Genomic DNA, 22,469 nt, shown 5'->3' with positions numbered 1-22,469 from the left:
CTGACCGACGAAGGTCGCTTCGATGCTGCACCCCGCATCCTCCTATGATGATCTGCTGCGGCGCTTCCGCTGGCGGATCCCCGAGCGCTACAATATCGCGGTGGAAGCCTGCGACGCATGGGCGGCGCGCGGTTCCGACAGGCTTGCGCTCATTCACCTTGACGAGGACGGCGCTGAAACGCGGCTGAGCTACGGCCAACTGGCCGCGCTCTCCAACCGGCTGGCGAATGCGCTCGCGGCCCAGGGGGTGGCACGGGGCGACCGCGTCGCGTTGCTTCTGCCGCAATCGCCGCAGACGCTCGTCTCCCATCTTGCCCTCTACAAGCTCGGCGCCATCGTCGTGCCGCTTGCCAATCTGTTCGGTGTCGATGCCCTGCAGTACCGCCTGGCGAACTCCGGAGCCTCGGCGGCAATCACCGATGCGCCGGGTATCGCAAAACTCTGTGAAATCCGCGAGACCCTTCCAGATCTGAAACTGCTGGTCTCCACGCAGGACACGCCCGGCGACGTGCTGTCCTTCGAGGCGCTGCTTGCACACGGCCGGGACGTCTTTGAGCCCGCCCCGACCGGGCCTGACGATCCGGCGATGATGATCTACACCTCCGGCACCACCGGTCCGCCAAAGGGCGCGCTGCATGGCCACAGGGTGCTGGCCGGGCATCTGCCGGGCATCCAGATGGCGCATGAGTTTCTGCCGCAGCCGGGCGATCTGTTCTGGACGCCGGCGGACTGGGCCTGGGCGGGCGGCTTGCTCAATGCCTTGCTGCCCTCGCTTGCGCTGGGCGTTCCGGTCGTCTCGCACCGCTTCGAGAAATTCGACCCCGAACGCGCGCTTCGCCTCCTCGCCGACCAGCGCGTGCGCAACGCGTTCATCCCGCCCACGGCGCTGAAGATGCTGCGGACCGTTTCCCGCCCGCGGGGCCGGTTCGACCTGGCGCTGCGCAGCATCGGGTCGGCCGGCGAGGCGCTGGGCCGGGAGACCTACGACTGGGCGTGCCAGGACCTCGGGCTGACGGTCAACGAATTTTACGGCCAGACGGAATGCAATGCCGTGCTCGCCTCCTGCGGTGCACTCGGCGTGTCGCGCGCCGGCGCCATCGGCAAGCCTGTTCCGGGTCACACGGTGGCGGTGGTCGACGAGGAGGGCCGTGTCTGCCCGCCGGGCGAACAGGGCCAGATCGCCATTGCCCGTCCGGATCCGGTGATGTTTCTGCGCTACTGGGGCGAGGATGCCGCGACAGAGGCCAAATTCGTCGGTGACTGGATGTTGACGGGAGATCGCGGCGAGCGCGACGCGGACGGCTACGTGCATTTCGTCGGGCGGACAGACGATATCATCACCTCTTCGGGATATCGGATCGGTCCGGGCGAAATCGAGGACTGTCTGTTGTCGCATCCGGCGGTCGCATTGGCGGCGGCGGTCGGAAAGCCCGACCCCGTGCGCACGGAAATCGTCAAGGCCTTCGTGGTCCTGACGTCCGGCACCCGTCCGGGGGCGGAGCTGGAAGAGGATATCCGCGCCCATGTGCGCACGCGCCTGTCAGCGCATGAGTATCCGCGCGAAATCGCCTTTGTCGATGCGCTGCCGATGACGACGACCGGAAAGGTCATCCGTCGTTTGTTGCGCGACGAGGCCGGCGCGACCGCCGTGCTTGAGGAATAGGGCCGTGCCGGTCAGGCCGCGTCCTCCCGTCTTGCGCGCGACCGGAGGCGGCGAAGGGCCGATTTCGCCAGCCCGTGAAGGCCGCGCGCCAGCGCATGGTCGGCCTGCGCCAGCGACAGCCGCGTGCCGGCAAATGCGCCGCGCGCGAGCAACACGGTGGTATAAGGCACCTGGCCGCGCCAGAGCGGCGTGATCATGGGGTGGTCGGGGACCGCAAGCGAATCGGCCTCGGCAAGGTCGGGCTCCTCGAGATCCCGGCGCATTGCATAGCGCGTGACCTGGGCACCGGGCGAGAAGCGGGCCAGTTGTTCGTCATGGGCAATTTTCCAGGACCAGGCGCGGTGGCTGTCGCGCAGCATGATCATGATGGCGACCGGCACGTCGTCGACATCGAGCCGGTCGATCCGCAGTCGTCCGGCCTGCGCCATGTCGGCGATGAAGGCGCGCGCGAAGGCCATGCGCCCGGGGTCGCAGGCCAGGGCGGTTCCGCGCCGTCCCTTCCAGCCCCGCGCCTCCAGCGCAAGAAAGTCTTCAAACGCCGCGCAGGTGTCGGCCGGTGCGGTCAGGCTCGTGAACCGTGTCTCCCCGGTTTCGGACAGCCGGCGTAGCTGGCGACCGATTTCCTTGCGCCGGCGTCTGCCCAGCAGGCCGTATTGTTCCTGGCCCGTCTGCCCGGTCGCGTGGCCGGCGCGCAGGCTGACCGCTTCGCGTGCCACCCGCCACTTCGAGGTTTCGGCGAGATCGAGCAGCATGTCGTAGACTGGCCCGTCGGTGCGCAGGTAAGGCAGCGTGACAAGATCGGTGCCGAACCGGGCGGCGGCCGTGTCGAGCAGGCTTGTCAGCGTGTCGGAATCGGCCTGCGGCGCGATCAGGGGGGTGCCGAGCGGGCCGTATTCTCCGGCATGCAAGGCTGCGCCGGCCAGTGCAAAGCCGAGGCGGCGTCGTGCGACGGGTGCGAGGGCGAGAAGGGCGCCGTCGCGGTTGCTGCGCACGGCGCAGATCGCGACTTCGCGGTGCTCCATATGCGCCAGATAGGGCAACAGGAAGTCGGGGCGAAAGAACGGGTTGGGTTCGACGGCCACATCCGCGAGCGCCGACCAGGCGGGGAGGTGCTCGCCGGCCTGTGCTGCGGTGAAGGTCACTGTCGTCGTGCCGTTCACGCAGGCTCTCCCGTTTCCCGGGCGCGGTTGGTGCCGGGGTGCCGTTCTCGTCCGGCATGCTTGTCGTGATGCCGGAGCCGACAATGCAGGGATCATCCGGTTCTTTACAAGAGCCATTGCCATTTCCCGTCCAGCTCAGATGCCGTCTTCAGGTTGTAGAAACCTGCCACAATCTGTGCGTGAAAGGGATCGTTTCCTTAAGCGGTGGTTAATGGCGCTCGTCAATTTGACTCAAGACAGCCGGGTGCTTTGCGTTTTGGCGAGCACGAACGGATTGAGACCCAGTCGGCTGCGGGCCTGATGGCAAAGGGCCGTGGCCTCGAACATCATGGCGATGGCGGTGGCGATCGCGGCGCCCAGAATGCCGAGGATCGGGATCAGCGTGATGTTGAGCGCGATGTTGAGCGCGAAGGTTAGCGCATAGACCATGGCGCAGCGGTTCTGCTGGTCGGCCATTGTGAGAAGCGCGTCGACGGGGCCAACCGAGGCGCGCGCCAGCACGCCGAACAACAGGATAAGCATCACCGGGTAGCCGCTTTCGAAGCCTGGCCCGAACAGGGACAGAAGAAACGGGCCGATCAGCACGAGCACGAGGGAGAGCGCCAGGGTGGGCCAGAAGGTCCAGCGCGCCGTGTTGCCGACGAGGGTGGCCAGTTCCGCGTGAGCGCCGCTGTGAAACAGCCGCGAGTAGCGGTGGGCGGTGGCGGAACGCACGGCAAAATAGACGAAATGCGCCAGAGCCGGGGTCTTGGAGGCGGCGAAATAGATCGCAACCTCGTCGGGCGGTCGCCAGAAGCTGACGAGGATGACATCGGCACTGGTGATGAGCTGGAAGAAGCCTTCGACCAGAAGGATCGGCAGCGAGATCTTGAGCCAGACCGAGAAAGTCCAGTTCTCGCGTGCGGGCAGGCGCGGCGGTTCGGGTTTCAGAGAGCGCGAGAGCACCAGCATCTGCGCCAGCGTGACCGACCAGGTCGCGACAATGGCGACGGTGCAGGCGGTCGCCGCCGTTGCCGGCGCGCCGAAGCGTATGGCAAGCACAAGTCCGCCGAGAAGCACGATCGGGCGCCAGATGAAGGGAGGGAGCATCGCCAGCAGCGGCCAGTCGTAGGCGCGTGCAATTCCGTCCTGAATGCTGCCGATCGTGTAGAGAGGCAGGCAAACGGCGGCCAGGAAGAGCGGCAGCACATAATAGGAGGTGATCCAGTCCTGGAACAGCCACACCGCCAGAATTCCGATGACGGCGATCGCCGTGGCCGAGAGCCCGCCGGCCAGCCGGCTGCCGAACAGCAGGGCGTTCAGTCTGTCGGGGCGCGGCAGCGCGCGGTATTCGGGAATGAGCCGCAGGACGGAGGAGGAGAAGCCGAGCGGTGCGAAGATGCCGAGCACCACGACCAGCGTCCACACCACGACATAGATGCCGTATTCGTGGCTTCCCATCATGCGCGCGAGAATCACCTGCGACACATAAGCGAGTGCGGCGCCGAGGACGCGCACGAGAAACACGACCATCGCCATGCGTTGCGCCTGGGAGGTATCCGGTTCGCCGTTGAAAAACGCATCGAGCCGTGCCAGCGCAGGTTGAACGCGCAGGAAGGCGGAAGTCGGCAGAATGCGTTCGGCCCATGTGGATGGGGTGAGGCGCAACAGAATAGGCTCCTTCGCGATCGATCGCGCAAGCATAGGAGCGCGAGGCTTAATTTTCCTTACTCCTTGGCATGTCGGGTGCCGATGAGCTCAGATCACGTGAATGTGATCGCCTCATGCGGGCCTCCGGCTGTCCCGTCCGTGCAAACGCGGCGCTTGACTCCGGGACCGGGTTTCGGAATCTATAAGAACATAACAGGAACAAAAAGTGGTTGCCGTGCCCCGACCCGATCCGGACCGAACGCTTCTTGCCGAGCTGCGCAGCCGCGTTGCGGCCCTCGAGGGAGGCCTCTCCAGCGAGGGGCGGCTCATGCCGGACCCTGCCTCCGCCGCAAACGGGCAGGGTCCGGCCCGTCTTCTCACGGGCGTTGCCGGTTTCGACGGACTGTTTGCCTCTTCCGGGATGCCCTGCGGCACATTGCATGAGGCGACAAGCGCCGAGAGCCGGTCCGGCGGCGCGCTGACCGGTTTCGTCGCCGCGCTGCTGGCGTGTCTTGCAGCCCGGCGCGCCGGAGCCGTTCTCTGGGTCATGGAACCGGAGGCCGGGCGGGAAGCCGGATGTCCTAATGCGGAAGGGCTGGCGCGTTTCGGGCTCGATCCGGCGCGGGTGCTTCTGGTGCGCACACGCCGTGTCGAGGAAACGCTGTGGGCGATGGAGGAGGGGGTGCAGGCGAGTGGAATCTGCGCTGTCGTGGCGGAGTTGCGGGGCGCCCCCCGGGCGCTCGACCTCACGGCCTCGCGGCGGCTGTTGCTGCGGACGGAGGCGGGCGGTGCGACCGCCTTTCTCCTGCGGCATGGGGGAGAGAGCGCGCCAAGTGCCGCGGTGACGCGGTTTCGCATCGCAGCCCGGCCGAGCGGGGGGCGGGACGGACTTCGACTGGCGCCCCTTGGCCGGCCCGGCTGGCAGGTGGCGCTGCAACGCAATCGGGACGGACGTCCCGGCACCGTGGAGCTGGAGTGGGATCATGCGATGCGAAGCTTCGCCGCGCCAGCGGATCGTGAGCCTGTGGTTCCCCGAACTGGCGACGGACCGGCTGGAGCGTCTGGAACGGGGCGCGTCATGGCGTTCTCGCGGCGCTGACCCCGTGCCGCGTGTGGTGGTCGCTGCCCGTCGTGGCGCCGATCGCATCGTGGCGCTGAATGCTCCCGCCCGGGCGCTTGGGGTGACGGCGGACGAGCCGCTGGCGGATGCCCGTGCCCGGCATCCCGCGCTGCAGAGCGACGCGCAGGCTGCGGGCGAGGTGGCGGCCCTGCTCGCCGCCCTTGCGGACTGGTGCGATCGCTATACGCCGCTCGTCGCTCTGGATGGCGAGGACGGTCTCCTGCTCGACATCACCGGCTGCGCGCATCTGTTTGCCCATGACGAAAGTGCTGCGCCGGCCGGGGAGGAGAGGCTGCCCGCCGGGGAACACGCGCTCATGCGCGATTGTCTTCGCCGGCTGGGCGATCAGGGATTTGCGGTGCGGGCCGGCGTGGCCGATACGCCGGCGGCAGCCTGGGCATATGCGCGCCATGCTCTGGCGCGGGACGTTCTTTCAGGAGAGCCGTCCTGCGGTGGCCTTCCTCCCGGGGCCTGGCGCGAGGTGCTTGCCCCCCTTCCGATGGCGGCCTTGCGGCTGGAGGACGCAACGCTCGATGCGCTTGGCCGGGTCGGACTGACGCAGGTCGCCGATGTGATCGACCGGCCGCGCGGGCCGCTCGCCGCGCGGTTCGGGCGCGATCTGGTGCGCCGGATCGAGCGGTTGCGCGGAGACGCGGCGGAGCCGATCTCGCCCCGCCTGGCTGCGCCGCTTTTGGCCGCGGACCGACGCTTTTTCGAGCCGATCTCCCGCGAGGAGGACGTGCGCGGCGTGATCCTGGGGCTTGCAGAGCGTCTTTCGCTCGATCTGGAGCGGCGCGGCGAGGGCGGGCGGGCCTTCGAACTTGCCCTGTTTCGGGTGGACGGCGTCGTCAACCGGGTGACGGTGGGCACCAGCCGTGCCCTTCGCGATCCCGCAAGGGTGCGCGGGCTCTTTTCGGAAAAGCTTGCCGCGCTTGGTGACGACTTCGACGCGGGCTTCGGCTTCGACCTCGTGCGCCTGTGCGTTCTGGAGGTGCAGCGCTTCGAGCCGGCACAGGCCGATTTCGCGCAGACGGGTGAACATGCGGAAGCGCTCGAGGCGCTGATCGACCGTCTCGGTGCGCGGCTCGGGATTGCCCGGGTCGCCCGTTTCCTGCCGTGCGACACCCATTTGCCGGAAATTCGCCAGAAACTGGTGCCGGCGGCCGTGGTTGACACGGGTGCTCTCGTCTGGTGCTCGCAGACGCCGGTGGCGCCGGACACGCCGCAGCTGCGGCCCTTGCGGCTGATTGATCCGCCCGAGCCGGTCGAGGCGGTGGCGATGGTGCCCGAGGGGCCGCCCTTGCGCTTTCGCTGGCGGCGCGCGCTTTACGAGGTGCGCGCCTGCGAAGGCCCGGAACGACTCGTCCCCCCCTGGTGGCAGGAGCCGCGACCGGCGCCGGCGCGTGACTATTACCGGGTGGAGGACGGCGAGGGGCGGCGCTTCTGGTTGTATCGCGAGGGCCTTTACGGCGTGGATTCCGCCCCGCAGGGGCCGCCGCCACGCTGGTTCCTGCAAGGTCTTTATGCATGAGCGTGCAGACCGGATCGCGCCCCTATGCCGAGCTTTGCGCGGCGACGAATTTCTCCTTCCTGCGCGGCGCGTCGCATCCGGAGGAACTCGTCCGCCAGGCGGCCGCGCTCGGTCTGGCGGGCCTTGGCATTTGCGACCGCAATTCGCTGGCCGGCGTCGTGCGCGCGCATATGGCGGCGAAGGAAATCGGGCTGCAGCTTGTGATCGGCTGCCGGCTGGGGTTTTGCGACGGCACGCCGGATATTCTCGCCTGGCCGCGCGAGCGGCAGGCTTATGGCCGGCTGACGCGGCTCCTGACGATCGGCAACCGGCGCGCGCCCAAGGGCGAATGCCATCTGACGCTGGAGGATCTGGTTGCCTGGGGCGAGGGGATCGTTCTCGCGCCGCTGCCCGGGCCCGGCGAGGAGGCGGGGCTGGACGCGCTGCTGGTCCGGCTGCGCGGCACGTTCGACGACATGCCCCGCCTCGCGGTCGCGCTCGGTTACGGCATCGACGACCGACGCCGGCTGGCGCGGCTTGGCGAAATCGCGCGCAAGGCCGGCGTGCCGCTGCTCGCCACCAACGACGTGCTGTACCATGTGCCCGGGCGTCGGCCCTTGCAGGACGTCTTGAGCTGCATCCGTCTGCACGAGACGCTGGAAGGCGCCGGCCGCCGTCTGGAGGCGAATGCGGAGCGCCATCTCAAGGGGGCATCGGCGATGGCGCATGTCTTTCGCGCGGCCCCCGAGGCACTGGCCGAGACCGTTTCCGTGCTGAAAAGCCTGACGTTCTCCCTTGACGATCTCGCCTATGAGTATCCGGAGGAGGCGACCGGCTTGAGCGCCACGCCGCAGGAGGAACTGGAGCGGCTGACGTGGAAGGGGGCGGAGCGTCGTTATCCCGACGGCATTCCGCCCAGGGTCGAGGCGACGATCCGGCGCGAACTGGCACTGGTGAGCGAGCTTGCCTATGCGCCCTATTTTCTCACTGTTCAGGACATTGTCCGTTTCGCCCGCGCGCGCGGGATCCTGGCGCAGGGGCGCGGTTCGGCGGCCAATTCGGCCGTGTGTTTCTGTCTCGGCATCACCGAGGTCGACCCGGCGCGCGGCGACCTCCTGTTTGAGCGCTTCATCTCGCCCGAACGGCGCGAACCGCCGGACATCGACGTCGATTTCGAGCACGAGCGGCGCGAGGAGGTGATCCAGTATATCTACGAGAAATACGGGCGCGAGCATGCGGGGTTGGCTGCCACGGTGATCACCTATCGCACCCGCTCCGCCGTGCGCGAGGTGGGCAAGGTCTTCGGGCTGTCGCAGGACACGCTCAACCGTCTCGCCGGCACCATCTGGGGCTGGTCGTCGCAGGGCATCGATCAACGCATGCTGCGCGAAGCCGGGCTCGACCCTGCCGACCCCCGCCTGGTGCTGGTGGCGCGGCTGTCGCGGGCAATCGCCGGATTTCCGCGCCACCTTTCCCAGCATGTCGGCGGCTTCGTCATCACCCGCGGCCGACTCGATACGGTGGTCCCGATCCAGAACGCTGCGATGGAGGGGCGCACGGTCATCGAGTGGGACAAGGACGACCTGGAATCGCTCGGCATGCTGAAGATCGATATTCTGGCGCTCGGCATGCTGACGGCAATCCGCAAGTGTCTCGACCTGCTGCGCGAAGACTATGGCCGGGAGGAAACGCTGGCCTCGATTCCGGCGGAGGAGCCGGAGGTCTACGACATGCTGTGCCAGGCCGATTCGCTCGGCGTGTTCCAGGTGGAAAGCCGGGCACAGATGACGATGCTGCCACGCCTGAAGCCGCGCAATTTCTACGATCTGGTGATCGAGGTGGCGATCGTGCGCCCCGGACCGATCCAGGGCGACATGGTGCATCCCTATCTGCGTCGCCGGCAGGGGCTGGAGAAGGTTGTCTATCCGAAAAGGGAACTGGAGGAGGTTCTCGGCAAGACGCTTGGCGTGCCGTTGTTTCAGGAGCAGGCGATGCGGATCGCCATCGTCGCCGCCGGGTTTTCGCCCGGCGAGGCCGACCGGTTGCGCCGGGCGATGGCGACCTTTCGCCGGGTCGGCACAATCGGCACCTTTCAGCGCAAGATGATCGACGGCATGGTCGCGCGCGGATACGAAGCCGACTTCGCCGAACGGTGCTTTCGCCAGATCGAGGGATTTGGCGAATACGGCTTTCCCGAAAGCCATGCGGCCAGTTTCGCGCTCTTGGTCTATGCCTCCGCCTGGCTCAAGGCGCGCTATCCGGACGTCTTTCTGGCCGGCATGCTGAATGCGCAGCCGCTCGGCTTCTACGCGCCCGCACAGCTGGTGCGCGATGCGCGCGAGCATGGTGTGGAGGTGCGCGAGGTCGACATCAATCTGTCCGACTGGGACGCGACGCTCGAAGCCGGCGCTCCGGCGGCCGGTCGCCTGCATCCGCGCCATGCGCAGATGCGCGGCACGATCCTGAGCACACGGGCGGTGCGGCTCGGACTGCGCAGTGCCAAGAGACTGAAGGAAGAGGAGGTGCAAACGCTCATCGCCCGGCGCGGGGAGGGCTTCGATTCCGTGCGCGATCTCTGGCTGCGCTCCGGCCTGTCGAAACGCGCCATCGCCCGGCTTGCCGAGGCGGATGCGTTTCGCTCCATCGGGCTCGACCGGCGGGCCGCGCTCTGGGCGGCGCAGGGGCTGGACGAGGGCGGTGAGCCGACGCGCCTGCCGTTGTTCGACACGGCGGCCGTCGGCGAGTTGCGCCGCGAGCCGGATGCGGATCTGCCGCCGATGCCGCCGGGCGCCCATGTCGTGGCCGATTATCGCGCGCTGTCGCTGTCGCTGAAGGCGCATCCGGTCGTCTTCTTGCGCCAGCGTCTCGAGCGGCTGTCGATCGCGCCTTGCGAGGCGCTGTCACATGTGCGCAACGGAGTGCGGCGCGAAGTGGCGGGCCTCGTTCTGGTGCGCCAGCGGCCAGGCACGGCCAGCGGCGTGATCTTCATGACGCTGGAGGACGAGACGGGCGTCGCCAATATCGTGGTCTGGCCCAAGGTGTTCGAGCGCCACCGCGCCATCGTGCTCGGCGCGCGGCTGTTGCGGGTGCGCGGCAAGGTCCAGTCGGACCAGGGCGTGGTGCATCTGATCGCCGACACGCTGGAGGATGCAACCGCGATGCTGGGGGATCTGTCCGGCGACAGTCTCGCGGATGCCGGCCTTGCCCGTGCCGACGAGGTGAAGCGGCCCGTGCCGGAGCAACGGCACAAGGTCAGTCCGGGCAGCGGACTTGTGCAGCTGGTGCGTGAGGTTCCGGAACTAGCACGGGTCCGGGATGTGCACACGCGGTTGCGCCAGACGCAGGCCGCCATGCCGAAGGGGCGCAATTTTCACTGAGGCGCAGGGGCGCGTCTTGCGAAAGCTGCCTTGTCCGCCCGGCGAAGGGCGCGGCCTTTCCGCGCGATCCGCGAGAGCCCCGCTACTGCGCCGCCGTCATGCCGGTCAGCCTCTGGGCCTCGATGAACTTCCGGCTTTCCGCGTCCATCACCCTGAGTTCGCCGGAGCCGATATCGAACCAGGCGCCGTGCAGTGCCAGCCTGCCCCGCTCCTCCAGGACGCGCACGCACGGGAAGGTCCGCAGGTTTTCGAGCGACTGGCGCACGCCGGCATACTCAAGCGCCAGCTGCGGGTCCTCGTCGCGTTCCAGGGCCAGGCACTGGAATTGTGAAGCCGGCTCCAGCAGCGTCATCCACTTGCCGATGAAATCGCCCGGCGACAAGGGCTTGGAATCCTGTGTCAGGAAGGCCTTCACACCCCCGCACAGGCCGTGACCCATCACGACGATATGCTTCACCTTCAAGGCCTGAACGGCGAACTCGAGCGCGGCGCTGGTGGAATGATAGTCGCCGTCGGGTTCATAGGGCGGCACCAGATTGGCGACATTGCGCACCACGAACAATTCGCCGGGACCGGCGCCGAATATGCCTTCCGGCGTTACCCGGCTGTCGCAGCAGGATACGACCATGACCTCCGGCTGCTGGCCGTAGAGGGCCAGATGCTCGTAGTTCGAGCGATGCGGCGCATGGGCCCGCTCGCGGTACTGGCGGTACCCGTCGAGCAGCGGCTCGGGGAAGGGCGCGATCCGCTTGTCGGTCGAAGCCTGTGCACCGATTCCGTCTGAAGACGAACTGGAGCTGTCGGATGGCATGGGGCTGCCTCATCATGTTGCGTGGTCGTTCGCGCATGCCCGCGCGGAAAGCGCGCACCCTAAGGACAGATCGTGCGTCGCGCCAGTGCCGCGATCGAATCTTCACGACCGCGCATCCGTCATAGGTCCGACTTGCACCCGGCGCGCCTGCACGGTCTTATGCGGCGCGCGACGCCGACGCCGCCGCCGGCGGTGCAGGACAAACGGAAGGGACCAGCCGTGACCAAGACCAACCCGGGCAACTTTTTCGAGGATTTTCATGCCGGTCGGGTGCTGCGCCATGCAACGCCGCGAACGGTCACCAGCGGCGATGTCGCGCTCTATACCGCCCTTTACGGTCCGCGCTTTGCCGTCCAGTCTTCCGACGCCTTCGCGCGGTCCCTGAATTATCCCCAAGCGCCGGTCGACGACCTGCTCGTTTTCCACATCGTTTTCGGCAAGACGGTGCCGGATATCTCGCTCAACGCGGTTGCAAACCTGGGCTACGCCGGCGGTCGGTTTCTGGCGCCGGTCTATCCCGGCGACACGCTGTCGGCGGTGTCCGAAGTGATCGGCGTAAAGGAAAACTCCAACGGCAAGACCGGCGTCGTCTATGTCCGGTCCACCGGTTACAAGCAGGACGGCACCGAGGTGCTCGATTATGTGCGCTGGGTGATGGTGCGCAAGCGTGATGCCGCCTCGCCCGCGCCGGAGCCTGTGGTGCCGGAGCTTCCCGAGGCGATTGCGCCTGAGGGGCTGGGCGATGCCTGCCCGCTGCTCAACGCCGGCGCCTGGGACGCGGACTTGTCCGGTGCGCCGTTCCGTTTCGACGATTACGCCGTCGGCGAGCGCATCGACCATGTCGACGGCATGACCGTGGAGGAGGCGGAGCACCAGATCGCCACGCGGCTCTACCAGAACACGGCCAAGGTGCATTTCAACCAGCACTCGGAAGGCCAGGGGCGTTTCGGCCGACGGTTGATCTATGGCGGTCACGTGATTTCGCTGGCCCGGTCGCTGTCCTTCAACGGCCTGGGAAATGCCTTTCACATTGCCGCGATCAATGCCGGCCGCCATGTCGCGCCGTTGTTTGCCGGCGATACGGTCTATGCCTGGTCAGAGGTCATCGAAAAGGCGACGCTCGAGGGGCGCGAGGATGTCGGCGCCCTGCGGCTTCGCATGATCGCCACCAAGGATCGCGCCTGCGCCGATTTTCCGCTGCTGGATGCGCAGGGGCACTACGCTGCCTCGGTCATTCTCGATTTCGACTGCTGGGTGCTGCTGCCGCGCTGACAGGGGCTTTTCAGGAGCCGGCCAGAGGATGATGCGCGTCGACGAGCGCCTTCAGGCGGGCGTCGAGCACATGCGTGTAGATCTGCGTCGTCGAGATATCGGCATGCCCCAGAAGCTGCTGCACCACGCGCAGGTCGGCGCCGTTTTGAAGCAGGTGCGAGGCGAAGGCATGCCGCAGCACGTGCGGCGACAGCGCGCCCGTGTCCAGCCCGGCGCGCACGGCCAGTGCCTTGAGGTCACGGGCAAAGGCCTGGCGTGTCAGATGACCGCTTTCGCCATGCGAGGGAAACAGCCATTTGGATCCGGCCTGCGCTCCGGCGGCCTTGCGTGCGTCGACATAGCTGCGCATCGCGTCGCGCGCGGCATCGCTCAAGGGAACGGCGCGTTCCTTGTTGCCCTTGCCGCGCACCGAAATCAGCCGTTCGTCGCGCAGCGCCGCGGTGAGCGGCAGCGATACAAGCTCCGACACGCGCAAACCGGTCGCGTAAAGCACTTCCAGCAGCGCATGCAAACGCCCCGCGCGCAGCCGGGCGGCTTCGCTTCCCTTGCCGCCCTGCGCCTCGGCGCGTGCGGTGCCAAGCAGCCGGTCGACGTCTTCGACGCTCAAGACCCTTGGCAAGGGTGCGCGTGTCCTGGGAGAGGAAATGGTGCGGGTCGGATCGTCGCCGCGAATCCCGTCGGCGAACAGGTGCCGGTAGAACTGGCGCAGCGCCGACAGATGGCGCGCCTGGGTGCTCGCCGCGAAGCCGCGGTGCGACAGGTCGCGGAGATAGCCCGCGACTGCCTGCTTGTCCGAGGATTGCAGGGAGGTGCCGCGGGAGCGGACATGGTCGGCGAAGCTTTCCAGGTCGCGCCGGTAGCTTTCCAGCGTGTTGAGCGCCGCGCCGCGTTCCGCGGACAGCATTTCCAGAAAGCCCTCGATCAGGATGCCGTCGGAGGCCATGGCGTTCGCCTTTCCGTCTCGCTTTGCGTTCGACGCCTATCTGCCGAAGCCGTCCATCCTGAGGCGGATGGTGATTTCGTGCGGTGACGGTTCCACGAAGGTTCCGAGCGCGTATACGACCGCCGCGCCCAGGCCGGCGAGGACCACGAGTGCGACGAGAAGACGGGTCAAGGTGGGCATTCCAGCTCCGCGAACTCGTCAAAACGACGGAGAAATTTTCCCTGTTTTGACCAATCCAGCTCCGGCTTGCAAGAAAAACGGCGGTTTTTGACGATTCTTCCGCAACGGAAGACGGGGGACGCGTGCGGGAAGGCTTGACTATCCGGGGCCGGGAAGGGCAAAGCGAGGGGAAACGCGAGGGAGGGTGGGTATTTCATGTCCGCGATGCAAAAGGTTGTCGAAGCGGATCGTGCCCGCCGGTTGGTGGGCGCGCTCGACACGCGGGCGATCGTTCTGGTCGGTATCATGGGGTGCGGAAAGTCCAGTGTCGGGCGCCGGCTTGCCCATTCGCTCGCATTGCCTTTTGTCGATGCCGACACGGAGATCGAGGCCGCTGCCAACCAGACCGTCGCCGAGATTTTCGCCCAGCATGGCGAGCCCTATTTTCGCGCCGGCGAGCAGCGGGTGATTGCCCGCCTGCTGAAAAACGGCGCGCAGGTGCTGGCGACTGGTGGCGGTGCCTTCATGAGCGCCGAAACCCGGCGGGAAATCGCCGCGGCCGGCATCTCCGTGTGGCTGAAGGCGGATTTGTCCGTGGTGATGAGCCGGGTGCGGCGCAAGCCGACGCGGCCGCTGCTCAACGACCCGGATCCGGAAGGCGTGATGCGGCGGCTGATGGATGAGCGCTATCCGGTCTATGCGCAATCGGACTTGACGGTGTGGTCGCGCGATGTCCCGCATGAGACTGTCGTTCTCGATGTGGTTGCGGCCCTCGAGACCCATCTGGGGCTGGGAGCGGAAGATATGCCGCCTGCCCGGCTGCCGGAACAAGGAGCCTGACGCAAGATGTCCCATTCGCCCCGCGTGCCGGCCACCGCGCCGTCCGAGACGGATCCGGCCGCCCGTGTCGCCGTCGATCTTGGAGACCGCAGCTACGACATCTGGATCGGCCGCGGGCTGATCGAGGATGCGGGCAGGCATATCGGCGGCGTTCTGCCGGGCGCGCGGGTCGCCATCGTCAGCGACGAGACCGTGGCGTCGCTGCACCTTGAGACCCTGCAGGCCGCGCTGGATGACGCCGGCATCGCCCACTCCGCGATCCTGTTGCCGCCGGGCGAGGCGAGCAAGCGGTTCGAGGTTTACGAGACGGTCTGCGACCGGGTGCTGGAGGCGCGGCTCGAGCGCGGCGACGCGGTCGTCGCGCTGGGTGGCGGTGTGGTGGGCGATCTTGCCGGCTTCGTCGCGGCGAGCGTGCGTCGGGGCATGCCCTTCGTGCAGATCCCCACGAGCCTGCTGGCGCAGGTGGATTCATCCGTCGGCGGCAAGACCGGCATCAACGTGCGCCAGGGCAAGAACCTGATCGGTGCCTTTCATCAGCCGGCGCTGGTTCTGGCGGACACCGACGTGCTCGACACGCTGTCGGAACGCGAGTTTCGCGCCGGATACGCGGAAGTGGTAAAATACGGGCTTCTGGGCGATGCGGCGTTCTTCGACTGGCTTGATGAAAATCACGCCGCGATTTTTTCCGGCGGGACGGAGAGGGGGCAGGCCATCGCCGCTTCCTGTCGCGCCAAGGCGGCGATCGTTGCCGCCGACGAGCGCGAAAGCGGCGCGCGCGCGCTGCTCAATCTCGGCCATACTTTCGGACATGCGCTGGAAGCGGTTGTCGCTTACGACGGCACGCGACTGGTACATGGCGAAGGCGTTGCCATCGGCATGCGGCTCGCCTTCGATTTTTCCGTGCGCCTCGGGCTGTGTCCGCCAGAGGACGCGGCGCGCGCCGAACGCCATCTTGCCGAAACCGGTCTGCCCACCCATATCCGGCAGGTGCCCGGGCAGATGCCGCCGGCCGAGACGTTTCTCGACATCATGGCGCAGGACAAGAAGGTGAGCCGTGGCGCTTTGACCTTCATCCTGACGCGCGGCATCGGTCAGGCGTTCGTCGAGCGCGGCGTTGACCCGTCCGTCCTGCGCGACTTTCTTGAAACCGAATTGTCGACGGGCGAGGTAAGCTATGGGTGACGCGAGTCTCTGGCTCTCCGTGATTGCCATCGTCGTTCTCCTGGCGATGTCGGGGTTCTTTTCCGGTTCCGAAACCGCGCTGACGGCGGCATCGCGCGCGCGCATGTTGCAGATGGAACGCAGCGGCGAGAAGCGCGCGGCCGTGGTCGGACGGCTGATTTCCGCGCGCGAACGCTTGATCGGCGCGTTGCTTCTGGGCAACAATCTCGTCAATATTCTTGCCTCCGCGCTTGCCACCAACGTGCTTCTCGGGTTCTTCGGAGATGCGGGCGTCGTTTATGCGACGCTGGTGATGACCATGCTGGTGTTGATCTTCTCCGAGGTCCTGCCGAAGACCTGGGCGATTTCCAATCCGGACCGTTTCGCGGTTGCCGTGTCGCCAATCGTGCGCCCCGTCGTGATCCTGTTCGCACCTGTCGTGATGGGAGTCGAGGTGATCGTGCGGGCGATCCTCAAGACCTTTGGCGTCGACGTTTCGGAGAACCGCAACGTGCTGTCGGCGCATGAGGAATTGCGCGGCACCGTCGATCTCCAGCATCTGGAGGGAGGTCTGGTAAAAGCCGAGCGCGACCGTATCGGCGGGCTGCTGGATCTGGCGGACCTGGAAGTCTCCGACGTCATGGTCCATCGCACCAAGATGAACGCGCTGAACGCCGACGACGATGCCGAAAGCCTTATCAACGCCGCGCTTGACAGTCCCCACACGCGCCTGCCGCTGTGGCGTGGCGAGACCGACAATTATATCGGCGTGCTTCATGCCAAGGATCTGCTGCGGGCGCTGGCGAAGGCCGGCGGCGACGTGGGCCTGATCGATGTCGAGCAGCTGGTCTCGCCGCCCTGGTTCGTGCCAGACACGACCAGCCTGCAGGATCAGCTCAATGCCTTCCTGAAGCGCAAGGCGCATTTCGCGCTTGTCATCGACGAGTATGGCGAAGTGATGGGACTGGTGACGCTCGAGGACATCCTTGAAGAGATCGTCGGCGAGATTTCCGACGAGCACGATGTGGAGCTGCCGGGCGTGCGGCCCCAGCCGGACGGGTCGATCATCGTCGACGGCGGCGTGCCGATCCGCGACCTCAACCGGGCGTTCGACTGGCGGTTGCCGGACGACGAGGCGACAACGATTGCCGGTCTGGTCATCCACGAGGCGCGGATGATCCCCGAGGAGCGTCAGGCCTTCACGTTCCACGATTACCGGTTCACCGTGCTTCGGCGGGAAAAGAACCGGATCACGCGGCTGCGCATCACGCCCCTGTCGAAGGTCGCGGCGGGAACGGTAAAGACAGCGGCCGTCCTGCCGGCGCCGCATTCCCCGACGGTGCAGCCAGGCTAGGGGGCGGTTGCCCGGCCGCCGCCGCGCGGATCGGGCTCACCGGGCGCGCGTGCCTCGATGGCCAGCGCGTGCACGCCCTGTTCGAGCGCGTCCTTGAGGCAGCTGTTGACTGCGCGGTGCCGCGCGACCCGGGTCAGCCCGTCGAATCGGGCAGAAACGATCCGGACGCGGAAATGGGTTTCCCCGCCTTCCCGCCAGCCGCCGTGTCCGCGGTGCTTTTCCGACTCGTCGATCACGTCGAGGATCTCGGGGGCGAAAGATGCGTTCAAACGCTGTTCGATATGGGATTTGATGGTCATGCGACTCATGTGACAGGATTTTCGCCCGCGTCAAGATCTTGCCGAACACGGGCGGCTCCCCCTATCTATGCAGATCGCGCAAGGGCGGTGGCAGTGATACGCGCGGCACCGGACGCGTTATCGTGCCGTCGCGCCACGTCGTGACCGGATATTCCGGCGCGGCGGTCGCGCGAACGCGCGCTCGACGGAGAATGGACAAGACACCCGTGACCTCGGATATCTTCGACCGCATACGCATCAGCCCGAACCGGCCGCGCACGCGCGCGCGCGCCGAGGAATTCGTGGCCGACCGCGTCTGCGAGTGGGAGGGCTGCGATCAGGCCGGCACCCACCGCGCGCCGAAAGGGCGGGACAACGATGGCCAGTATCATCACTTCTGTCTCGATCACGTCCGGCTCTACAACAAGTCCTACAATTATTTTTCCGGAATGGACGACAACGAAACCCGCGCCTATCAGCGCGATGCGCTGACCGGCCACAGGCCGACCTGGAAAATGGGCGTGAATGCCAAGGCCGCCAAGGAGGACAGCGCCGCGTGGTCCGACATCGATCCGCGCCAGGCGGCGCGCGCGCGCGCCGAGGCACGAATGCGCGGACGCGGCCGGGGTGCGGAATCCCGGGCGCGCGCGCCGAAGCTGAAGCAACTCGAGGCCCGTGCGTTCGACACGCTCGGTCTTGCGCACAGCGCGCGTGGCGACGAGGTCAAGTCGCGCTACAAGAATCTGGTGAAACGCCACCATCCGGACGCCAATGGCGGCGACCGCTCCTCGGAGGACCGGTTGCGGGAAATCATCAATGCCTATTCGCTGCTCAAGAAGGCGGGGTTTTGCTAGAATTTCTGCGCGCCGCGAAAGCGAACGGGCCTGTCCGGCTCCCTTGCAGGATCGCAACAGTGCGCTATGACCGACAGCACGTTGTTTCCCACCCTGCAGGGCCGGTGCGGCGCGGGGGCGACCGGCGGTCCGGTTCGCATCTCGGGGCGGGACATCGGGTCGCGGGGCGCGTCGTCCGGAAGGGCGACAAACCGTTTTCACTCGGTTGGACTTTGTTCTAGGGTCCAGTCCGCCTTTCATCCGCGTCCGCGCGGATCCGCATCGACATGCCCTCACCCGTGATTGCGCGGGCCAGCGGAGGAACTATGACTGACATGACGCAGCCCGTCGAAAGCCTGCCCGACACCAGCGTATCCGTGCGCGACGTATTCGGCATCGACAGCGACCTGACGGTTCCCGCCTACAGCACGCGGAACGAATACACGCCGGATCTCGATCCGGACTATCTGTTCGACCGTCCGACCACGCTGGCGATCCTCGCGGGTTTCGCCCACAATCGCCGGGTGATGGTGACCGGCTACCACGGCACCGGCAAGTCGACGCACATCGAGCAGGTCGCGGCGCGGCTCAACTGGCCGTGCGTGCGGGTCAATCTCGACAGCCACATCTCGCGCATCGACCTGGTGGGCAAGGACGCGATCGTCCTGCGCGACGGCAAGCAGATCACCGAGTTCCGGGACGGCATCCTGCCCTGGGCGCTGCAGAACAACGTCGCGCTCGTTTTCGACGAATACGATGCCGGGCGTGCGGACGTGATGTTCGTGATCCAGCGTGTCCTGGAGGTGTCGGGCCGGCTGACACTTCTCGACCAAAACCGCGTGATCCGCCCCCATCCCGCCTTTCGCCTGTTCGCGACTGCGAACACGGTCGGCCTCGGCGACACTTCCGGCCTCTACCACGGCACCCAGCAGATCAACCAGGGCCAGATGGACCGCTGGTCGATCGTCACGACGCTGAACTACCTGCCGCATGACAACGAGGTGGAAATCGTCCTGGCCAAAGCCAAGCATTACCAGAACGAAGAGGGGCGAAAGACCGTCTCGCGGATGGTGCGGCTGGCCGACATGACGCGAAACGCCTTCATCAACGGCGATCTCTCCACGGTGATGAGCCCGCGCACGGTGATCACCTGGGCCGAGAACACCCAGATCTTCGACGATCTCGGCTTTGCCTTCCGCGTTACCTTTCTCAACAAATGCGATGAAATGGAACAAACGCTCGTCGCGGAATTCTACCAGCGCTGTTTCGGCGAGGAACTGCCGGAATCCGCTGCCAATGTGGTGATGAGCTAACCCGGATCCTTTCATGCGAAATCCGCCGTCAGAACAGAACAAACCGGACACCGGTCCGCTCAAGCGCGTGATCGGCGAGACGATGCGCGCGATCGCGGCCGATCCCGAACTCGAGGTCCTGTTCTCCTCCGACCGTCCGTCGCTTAGCGGCCACACCGCCCGGCTTCCGGAGCCGTCGCGGCGGCCAAACAATGCGGAAGTCGCGATCGCGCGCGGCACCGCTGATGCGATGGCGCTCAAGCTCGCGTGCCACGACCCCGGGCTCCACCGCAAGCTCGGGCCGCAGTCGGAGACTGCGCGTGCGATCTACGATGCGGTCGAGCAGGCCCGCTGCGAGGCGGTCGGCGCCAACCGCATGCCCGGCGTCGCCGACAATCTCGAGGCGATGCTGGAGGACAAGTGTCGCAAGGCCGCGTTTTCAGATGTCGGCAGCCGCGAGGATGCGCCGCTCGAGGAAGCGATCGCCTATATGGTGCGCGAGCGGCTGACGGGACGCGCTGCGCCGAAGAGCGCGGAACCGATGATTTCGCAGTGGCGCGAATGGATCGAGGACAAGGCCGGCGCCGCCCTCGACGACCTCGCCGAGCGCCTGGAGAACCAGCAGGATTTCGCAAGGCGCGTGCGCAAGGTCCTGTCCTCGCTTGAAATGGAAGAAGATCTCGGCCAGGAGGGCGAGGACGATTCCGGCGAGGAGGAAGAAGCCGAAGGTCGGGACGAACGCGGCGAAACCTCCGCCGACGGTGAGGAAAACACCGGCGAGGAGGAAGGCGCGCCTCAGGAAATGGAGCTTTCGGGCGAGGAAACCGAGTCCGGCGACACGGAAGGTCTCGACGGCGAGCTGGACGACATGCTCGAGGAGGACGGCGCTGACCAGACCGAAGAGGCCGGCGAAAGCCCGCAGCGCGAGCAACCCTTTTCCAACCAGCCGCCGGCGTCCGACTACACGGTGTTTACCGCGAAGTTCGACGAGACGATCCCGGCCGAGGAGTTGTGCGACACGGCCGAGCTCGACCGGCTGCGCGGTCATCTCGACAAGCAGCTCGTCAACCTGCAGGGCGCCGTGGCGCGACTTGCCAACCGTCTCCAACGCAAGTTGCTGGCGCAGCAGAACCGGTCCTGGAGTTTCGACCTCGAGGAAGGAATGCTCGATACCGCGCGCCTGATGCGCGTGGTGATCGATCCGATGCAGCCGCTCGCCTTCAAGCAGGAAAGCGATACGAATTTCCGCGACACGGTGGTGACGCTGCTGCTCGACAATTCCGGTTCCATGCGCGGGCGGCCGATTACCGTGGCGGCAACCTGCGCCGACATTCTCGCGCGCACGCTGGAGCGCTGCGGTGTCAAGGTGGAGATCCTCGGCTTCACGACGCGGGCCTGGAAGGGCGGGCAGTCGCGCGAGGCCTGGCTTTCCGCCGGCAAGCCGGCACAGCCGGGTCGCCTCAACGACCTGCGCCATATCATCTACAAGTCGGCCGATGCGCCCTGGCGGCGTGCGCGCCGCAATCTCGGGCTGATGATGCGCGAGGGCCTGCTGAAGGAAAACATCGACGGCGAGGCACTCGACTGGGCGCACAAGCGGCTGCTCGGGCGGTCCGAACAGCGCAAGATCCTGATGATGATCTCCGATGGCGCGCCGGTCGACGACTGCACGCTGTCGGTCAATCCCGGAAACTATCTGGAACGGCACCTGCGCCACGTCATCGCCGAGATCGAGAACCGCTCTCCGGTCGAACTGATCGCCATCGGCATCGGGCACGATGTGACGCGCTATTACAGCCGTGCGGTCACCATTGTCGATGCGGAGGAACTGGCCGGCGCGATGACCGACCAGCTCGCCGATCTCTTTGACGACCAGACCCAGACCGCCCGCTCGCGCCGCACGCGCCGTCGCAGGGCGCGCTAGACGATGGCGTTTGCGCGATGCCGCTGGCCGCGGTGCCTTGCAGCGCTGCCGGTGCTGATTGCATTGGCCGTGGCCCCGGCCGTCGCGGCCGACGGGCGCAAGCAGATCGGGATCGTTCCGGTCGACGTTCAGGTCAAGCAGATCGCACGTTTTAGCAAGGCGGCAGGCGATGACCGGGCAAGCGACCGGCTGACGTTCATCGGAGGTCTGGAGCTCCTGCCGGGCAACCGCCACATGGGCGGGCTGTCCGGTCTCGTGGTGACCGGCGAGGGGCGTGAGCTTCTTGCCGTTGCCGACAACGGCCTGTGGTTTCAGGCGCGTGTCGTCAGTGATCCGGCGGGGCGTCCGCTTGCCGTGGAGGATGCGCGGATCGCGCCGATGCTCGGGCCCGACGGCCGGCCGCTCGCCGACAGCGGGCGCGGCGACAGCGAGGGAGTGACCTTGCGCCTGGGCGCGCAGGGCGCGGAGCTTCTGGTCTCCACGGAGCGCAGGCCGCATGTCTACGCCTATCCTTTTCCGCTCGACCCGGACGCGCGCGGGCGCGACATCGCCTTGCCGCCCGGCATTCGCAAACTGCGCCACAACAAGGGCATGGAGGCAATCGCGGCGGCGAATTCCGGCCCGCTCGCCGGCACGCTGGTTATCATCGGCGAACGCGGTGCGACCTTTGCCGATGACCTTCCGGGATTCCTGATCGGCGGGGCCGATCCCGGCGAGTTCACAGTGGCGCGTCAGGATGCCTATGATGCGACCGACGCAGCCTTCCTGCCCGACGGGGACCTGCTGCTGCTGGAGCGGCGTTTCACGCTGCGCCACGGTCTCGGCATGCGGCTGCGGCTGTTCGCCGCCGATGAGCTGCGGCCTGGCCGGCGTGCGGTCGGCGAGGTGCTGCTCGAGGCCGGATACACCGACCAGATCGACAACATGGAAGGCCTGGCGGTGCACGAGACGGCGCAGGGCGAAACGATCCTGACGCTCATCTCGGATGACAACCGCTCGATACTGCAACGCAATCTGTTGCTCCGGTTTCGTCTCGAGCCGTGACGCGGACGAACGGCCGTTGCGTCGGAAATCTCGGTGTCAGGTTGACATTTCGGGGCGGCAACGTCATTTAAAAGCCACTTCGCGCAACCGCCAAATGTC

At 66.7% G+C, this 22,469-nt stretch carries 18 protein-coding genes; 12 read left to right on the top strand and 6 right to left on the bottom strand.

Annotated elements, in window-relative coordinates; genetic code table 11:
• Positions 1-22: 22 nt before the first annotated feature.
• On the top strand, positions 23-1,663 hold the full coding sequence (locus G572_RS0107955; protein WP_029058002.1) for an AMP-binding protein: 1,641 nt from the start codon (positions 23-25) through the stop codon (positions 1,661-1,663).
• A gap of 11 nt (positions 1,664-1,674) precedes the next feature.
• Here G572_RS0107955 and G572_RS0107950 read toward each other — a convergent pair whose 3' ends face one another.
• A complete protein-coding gene (locus tag G572_RS0107950; RefSeq protein ID WP_029058001.1) occupies positions 1,675-2,823 on the bottom strand; it encodes a GNAT family N-acetyltransferase in 1,149 nt (382 codons plus the stop codon).
• Positions 2,824-3,054: 231 nt separating this feature from the next.
• Entirely contained in the window at positions 3,055-4,470 is a 1,416-nt protein-coding gene (locus tag G572_RS0107945; protein ID WP_029058000.1) for a lipopolysaccharide biosynthesis protein, read from the bottom strand.
• A gap of 208 nt (positions 4,471-4,678) precedes the next feature.
• Here G572_RS0107945 and G572_RS26205 point away from each other — a divergent pair, with 208 nt between their 5' ends.
• The 3 genes from G572_RS26205 to G572_RS0107930 are packed head-to-tail and all read left to right on the top strand — an operon-like array spanning position 4,679 to position 10,459.
• Positions 4,679-5,551, top strand: coding sequence for an ImuA family protein (locus G572_RS26205; RefSeq protein WP_051242006.1), 873 nt, complete (start codon positions 4,679-4,681; stop codon positions 5,549-5,551).
• Positions 5,436-7,103 carry a Y-family DNA polymerase gene (locus G572_RS0107935; RefSeq protein WP_084649958.1) on the top strand — a complete coding sequence of 556 codons (1,668 nt, stop codon included), beginning with the start codon at positions 5,436-5,438 and terminating at the stop codon, positions 7,101-7,103. Before G572_RS26205 ends, G572_RS0107935 begins: the two co-directional genes overlap by 116 nt.
• Positions 7,100-10,459: an error-prone DNA polymerase gene (locus G572_RS0107930; RefSeq protein WP_029057998.1), complete on the top strand. Its 3,360-nt coding sequence runs from the start codon at positions 7,100-7,102 to the stop codon at positions 10,457-10,459. Before G572_RS0107935 ends, G572_RS0107930 begins: the two co-directional genes overlap by 4 nt.
• A gap of 82 nt (positions 10,460-10,541) precedes the next feature.
• On the opposite strand, the gene G572_RS23090 is transcribed toward G572_RS0107930, so the two are convergent.
• Positions 10,542-11,270 (bottom strand): carbonic anhydrase, encoded by a 729-nt coding sequence (locus tag G572_RS23090; RefSeq protein ID WP_084649957.1) that lies wholly within the window; start codon positions 11,268-11,270, stop codon positions 10,542-10,544.
• 219 nt (positions 11,271-11,489) lie between these two features.
• On the opposite strand from G572_RS23090, the gene G572_RS0107920 reads away from it, so the two are divergent.
• Positions 11,490-12,542 (top strand): MaoC family dehydratase, encoded by a 1,053-nt coding sequence (locus G572_RS0107920; protein WP_029057997.1) that lies wholly within the window; start codon positions 11,490-11,492, stop codon positions 12,540-12,542.
• A 10-nt stretch (positions 12,543-12,552) separates the two neighbouring features.
• Here the strand turns inward: G572_RS0107920 and xerD are convergent, their stop codons facing one another.
• The gene (gene xerD / locus G572_RS0107915; protein WP_029057996.1) at positions 12,553-13,485 is read right to left on the bottom strand and encodes a site-specific tyrosine recombinase XerD; all 933 of its coding nucleotides are present in this window, start codon (positions 13,483-13,485) and stop codon (positions 12,553-12,555) included.
• 36 nt (positions 13,486-13,521) lie between these two features.
• Positions 13,522-13,665 (bottom strand): hypothetical protein, encoded by a 144-nt coding sequence (locus G572_RS26425; RefSeq protein ID WP_169391296.1) that lies wholly within the window; start codon positions 13,663-13,665, stop codon positions 13,522-13,524.
• Positions 13,666-13,869: 204 nt separating this feature from the next.
• Between G572_RS26425 and G572_RS26535 the strand changes: the two genes are divergently transcribed.
• The 3 genes from G572_RS26535 to G572_RS0107895 are packed head-to-tail and all read left to right on the top strand — an operon-like array spanning position 13,870 to position 16,999.
• On the top strand, positions 13,870-14,484 hold the full coding sequence (locus G572_RS26535; protein ID WP_425423427.1) for a shikimate kinase: 615 nt from the start codon (positions 13,870-13,872) through the stop codon (positions 14,482-14,484).
• A gap of 6 nt (positions 14,485-14,490) precedes the next feature.
• The gene (aroB, locus tag G572_RS0107900) at positions 14,491-15,666 is read left to right on the top strand and encodes a 3-dehydroquinate synthase (protein ID WP_037546234.1); all 1,176 of its coding nucleotides are present in this window, start codon (positions 14,491-14,493) and stop codon (positions 15,664-15,666) included.
• Positions 15,659-16,999 (top strand): HlyC/CorC family transporter, encoded by a 1,341-nt coding sequence (locus G572_RS0107895; RefSeq protein WP_029057994.1) that lies wholly within the window; start codon positions 15,659-15,661, stop codon positions 16,997-16,999. The genes aroB and G572_RS0107895 overlap by 8 nt, the downstream gene beginning before the upstream one ends.
• Here G572_RS0107895 and G572_RS0107890 read toward each other — a convergent pair.
• Positions 16,996-17,298, bottom strand: a complete 303-nt coding sequence (locus G572_RS0107890) for a BolA family protein (protein WP_037546232.1) — start codon at positions 17,296-17,298, stop codon at positions 16,996-16,998. The two genes, G572_RS0107895 and G572_RS0107890, sit on opposite strands and share 4 nt — an antisense overlap.
• A 191-nt stretch (positions 17,299-17,489) precedes the next feature.
• Here G572_RS0107890 and G572_RS0107885 point away from each other — a divergent pair, with 191 nt between their 5' ends.
• From G572_RS0107885 to G572_RS0107870, 4 genes are all read left to right on the top strand, one after another.
• A complete protein-coding gene (locus G572_RS0107885; RefSeq protein WP_029057992.1) occupies positions 17,490-18,131 on the top strand; it encodes a DnaJ domain-containing protein in 642 nt (213 codons plus the stop codon).
• 305 nt (positions 18,132-18,436) lie between these two features.
• Entirely contained in the window at positions 18,437-19,423 is a 987-nt protein-coding gene (gene cobS, locus G572_RS0107880; protein WP_029057991.1) for a cobaltochelatase subunit CobS, read from the top strand.
• A gap of 13 nt (positions 19,424-19,436) precedes the next feature.
• A complete protein-coding gene (cobT, locus tag G572_RS0107875) occupies positions 19,437-21,326 on the top strand; it encodes a cobaltochelatase subunit CobT (protein WP_029057990.1) in 1,890 nt (629 codons plus the stop codon).
• Positions 21,327-21,329: 3 nt separating this feature from the next.
• Entirely contained in the window at positions 21,330-22,370 is a 1,041-nt protein-coding gene (locus G572_RS0107870; protein WP_037546230.1) for an esterase-like activity of phytase family protein, read from the top strand.
• The last annotated feature ends 99 nt before the right edge of the window (positions 22,371-22,469 follow it).

This window comes from Stappia stellulata DSM 5886, from assembly GCF_000423705.1.
GTDB classification, from domain to species: Bacteria; Pseudomonadota; Alphaproteobacteria; order Rhizobiales; family Stappiaceae; genus Stappia; species Stappia stellulata.
The sequence above is the reverse complement of the archived record's forward strand: the minus strand, read 5'-3'. Positions and strand labels throughout refer to the sequence as shown.

Coding starts and splice junctions, on each gene's coding strand:
- G572_RS0107955 (WP_029058002.1), top strand. CDS start 23: ATGCTGCACCCCGCATCCTCCTATGATGATCTGCTGCGGCGCTTCCGC.
- G572_RS0107935 (WP_084649958.1), top strand. CDS start 5,436: ATGCGATGCGAAGCTTCGCCGCGCCAGCGGATCGTGAGCCTGTGGTTC.
- G572_RS0107930 (WP_029057998.1), top strand. CDS start 7,100: ATGAGCGTGCAGACCGGATCGCGCCCCTATGCCGAGCTTTGCGCGGCG.
- G572_RS23090 (WP_084649957.1), bottom strand. CDS start 11,270: ATGCCATCCGACAGCTCCAGTTCGTCTTCAGACGGAATCGGTGCACAG.
- xerD (WP_029057996.1), bottom strand. CDS start 13,485: ATGGCCTCCGACGGCATCCTGATCGAGGGCTTTCTGGAAATGCTGTCC.
- G572_RS26425 (WP_169391296.1), bottom strand. CDS start 13,665: ATGCCCACCTTGACCCGTCTTCTCGTCGCACTCGTGGTCCTCGCCGGC.
- G572_RS26535 (WP_425423427.1), top strand. CDS start 13,870: ATGCAAAAGGTTGTCGAAGCGGATCGTGCCCGCCGGTTGGTGGGCGCG.
- aroB (WP_037546234.1), top strand. CDS start 14,491: ATGTCCCATTCGCCCCGCGTGCCGGCCACCGCGCCGTCCGAGACGGAT.
- G572_RS0107895 (WP_029057994.1), top strand. CDS start 15,659: ATGGGTGACGCGAGTCTCTGGCTCTCCGTGATTGCCATCGTCGTTCTC.
- G572_RS0107890 (WP_037546232.1), bottom strand. CDS start 17,298: ATGACCATCAAATCCCATATCGAACAGCGTTTGAACGCATCTTTCGCC.
- G572_RS0107885 (WP_029057992.1), top strand. CDS start 17,490: ATGGACAAGACACCCGTGACCTCGGATATCTTCGACCGCATACGCATC.
- cobS (WP_029057991.1), top strand. CDS start 18,437: ATGACTGACATGACGCAGCCCGTCGAAAGCCTGCCCGACACCAGCGTA.
- cobT (WP_029057990.1), top strand. CDS start 19,437: ATGCGAAATCCGCCGTCAGAACAGAACAAACCGGACACCGGTCCGCTC.
- G572_RS0107870 (WP_037546230.1), top strand. CDS start 21,330: ATGGCGTTTGCGCGATGCCGCTGGCCGCGGTGCCTTGCAGCGCTGCCG.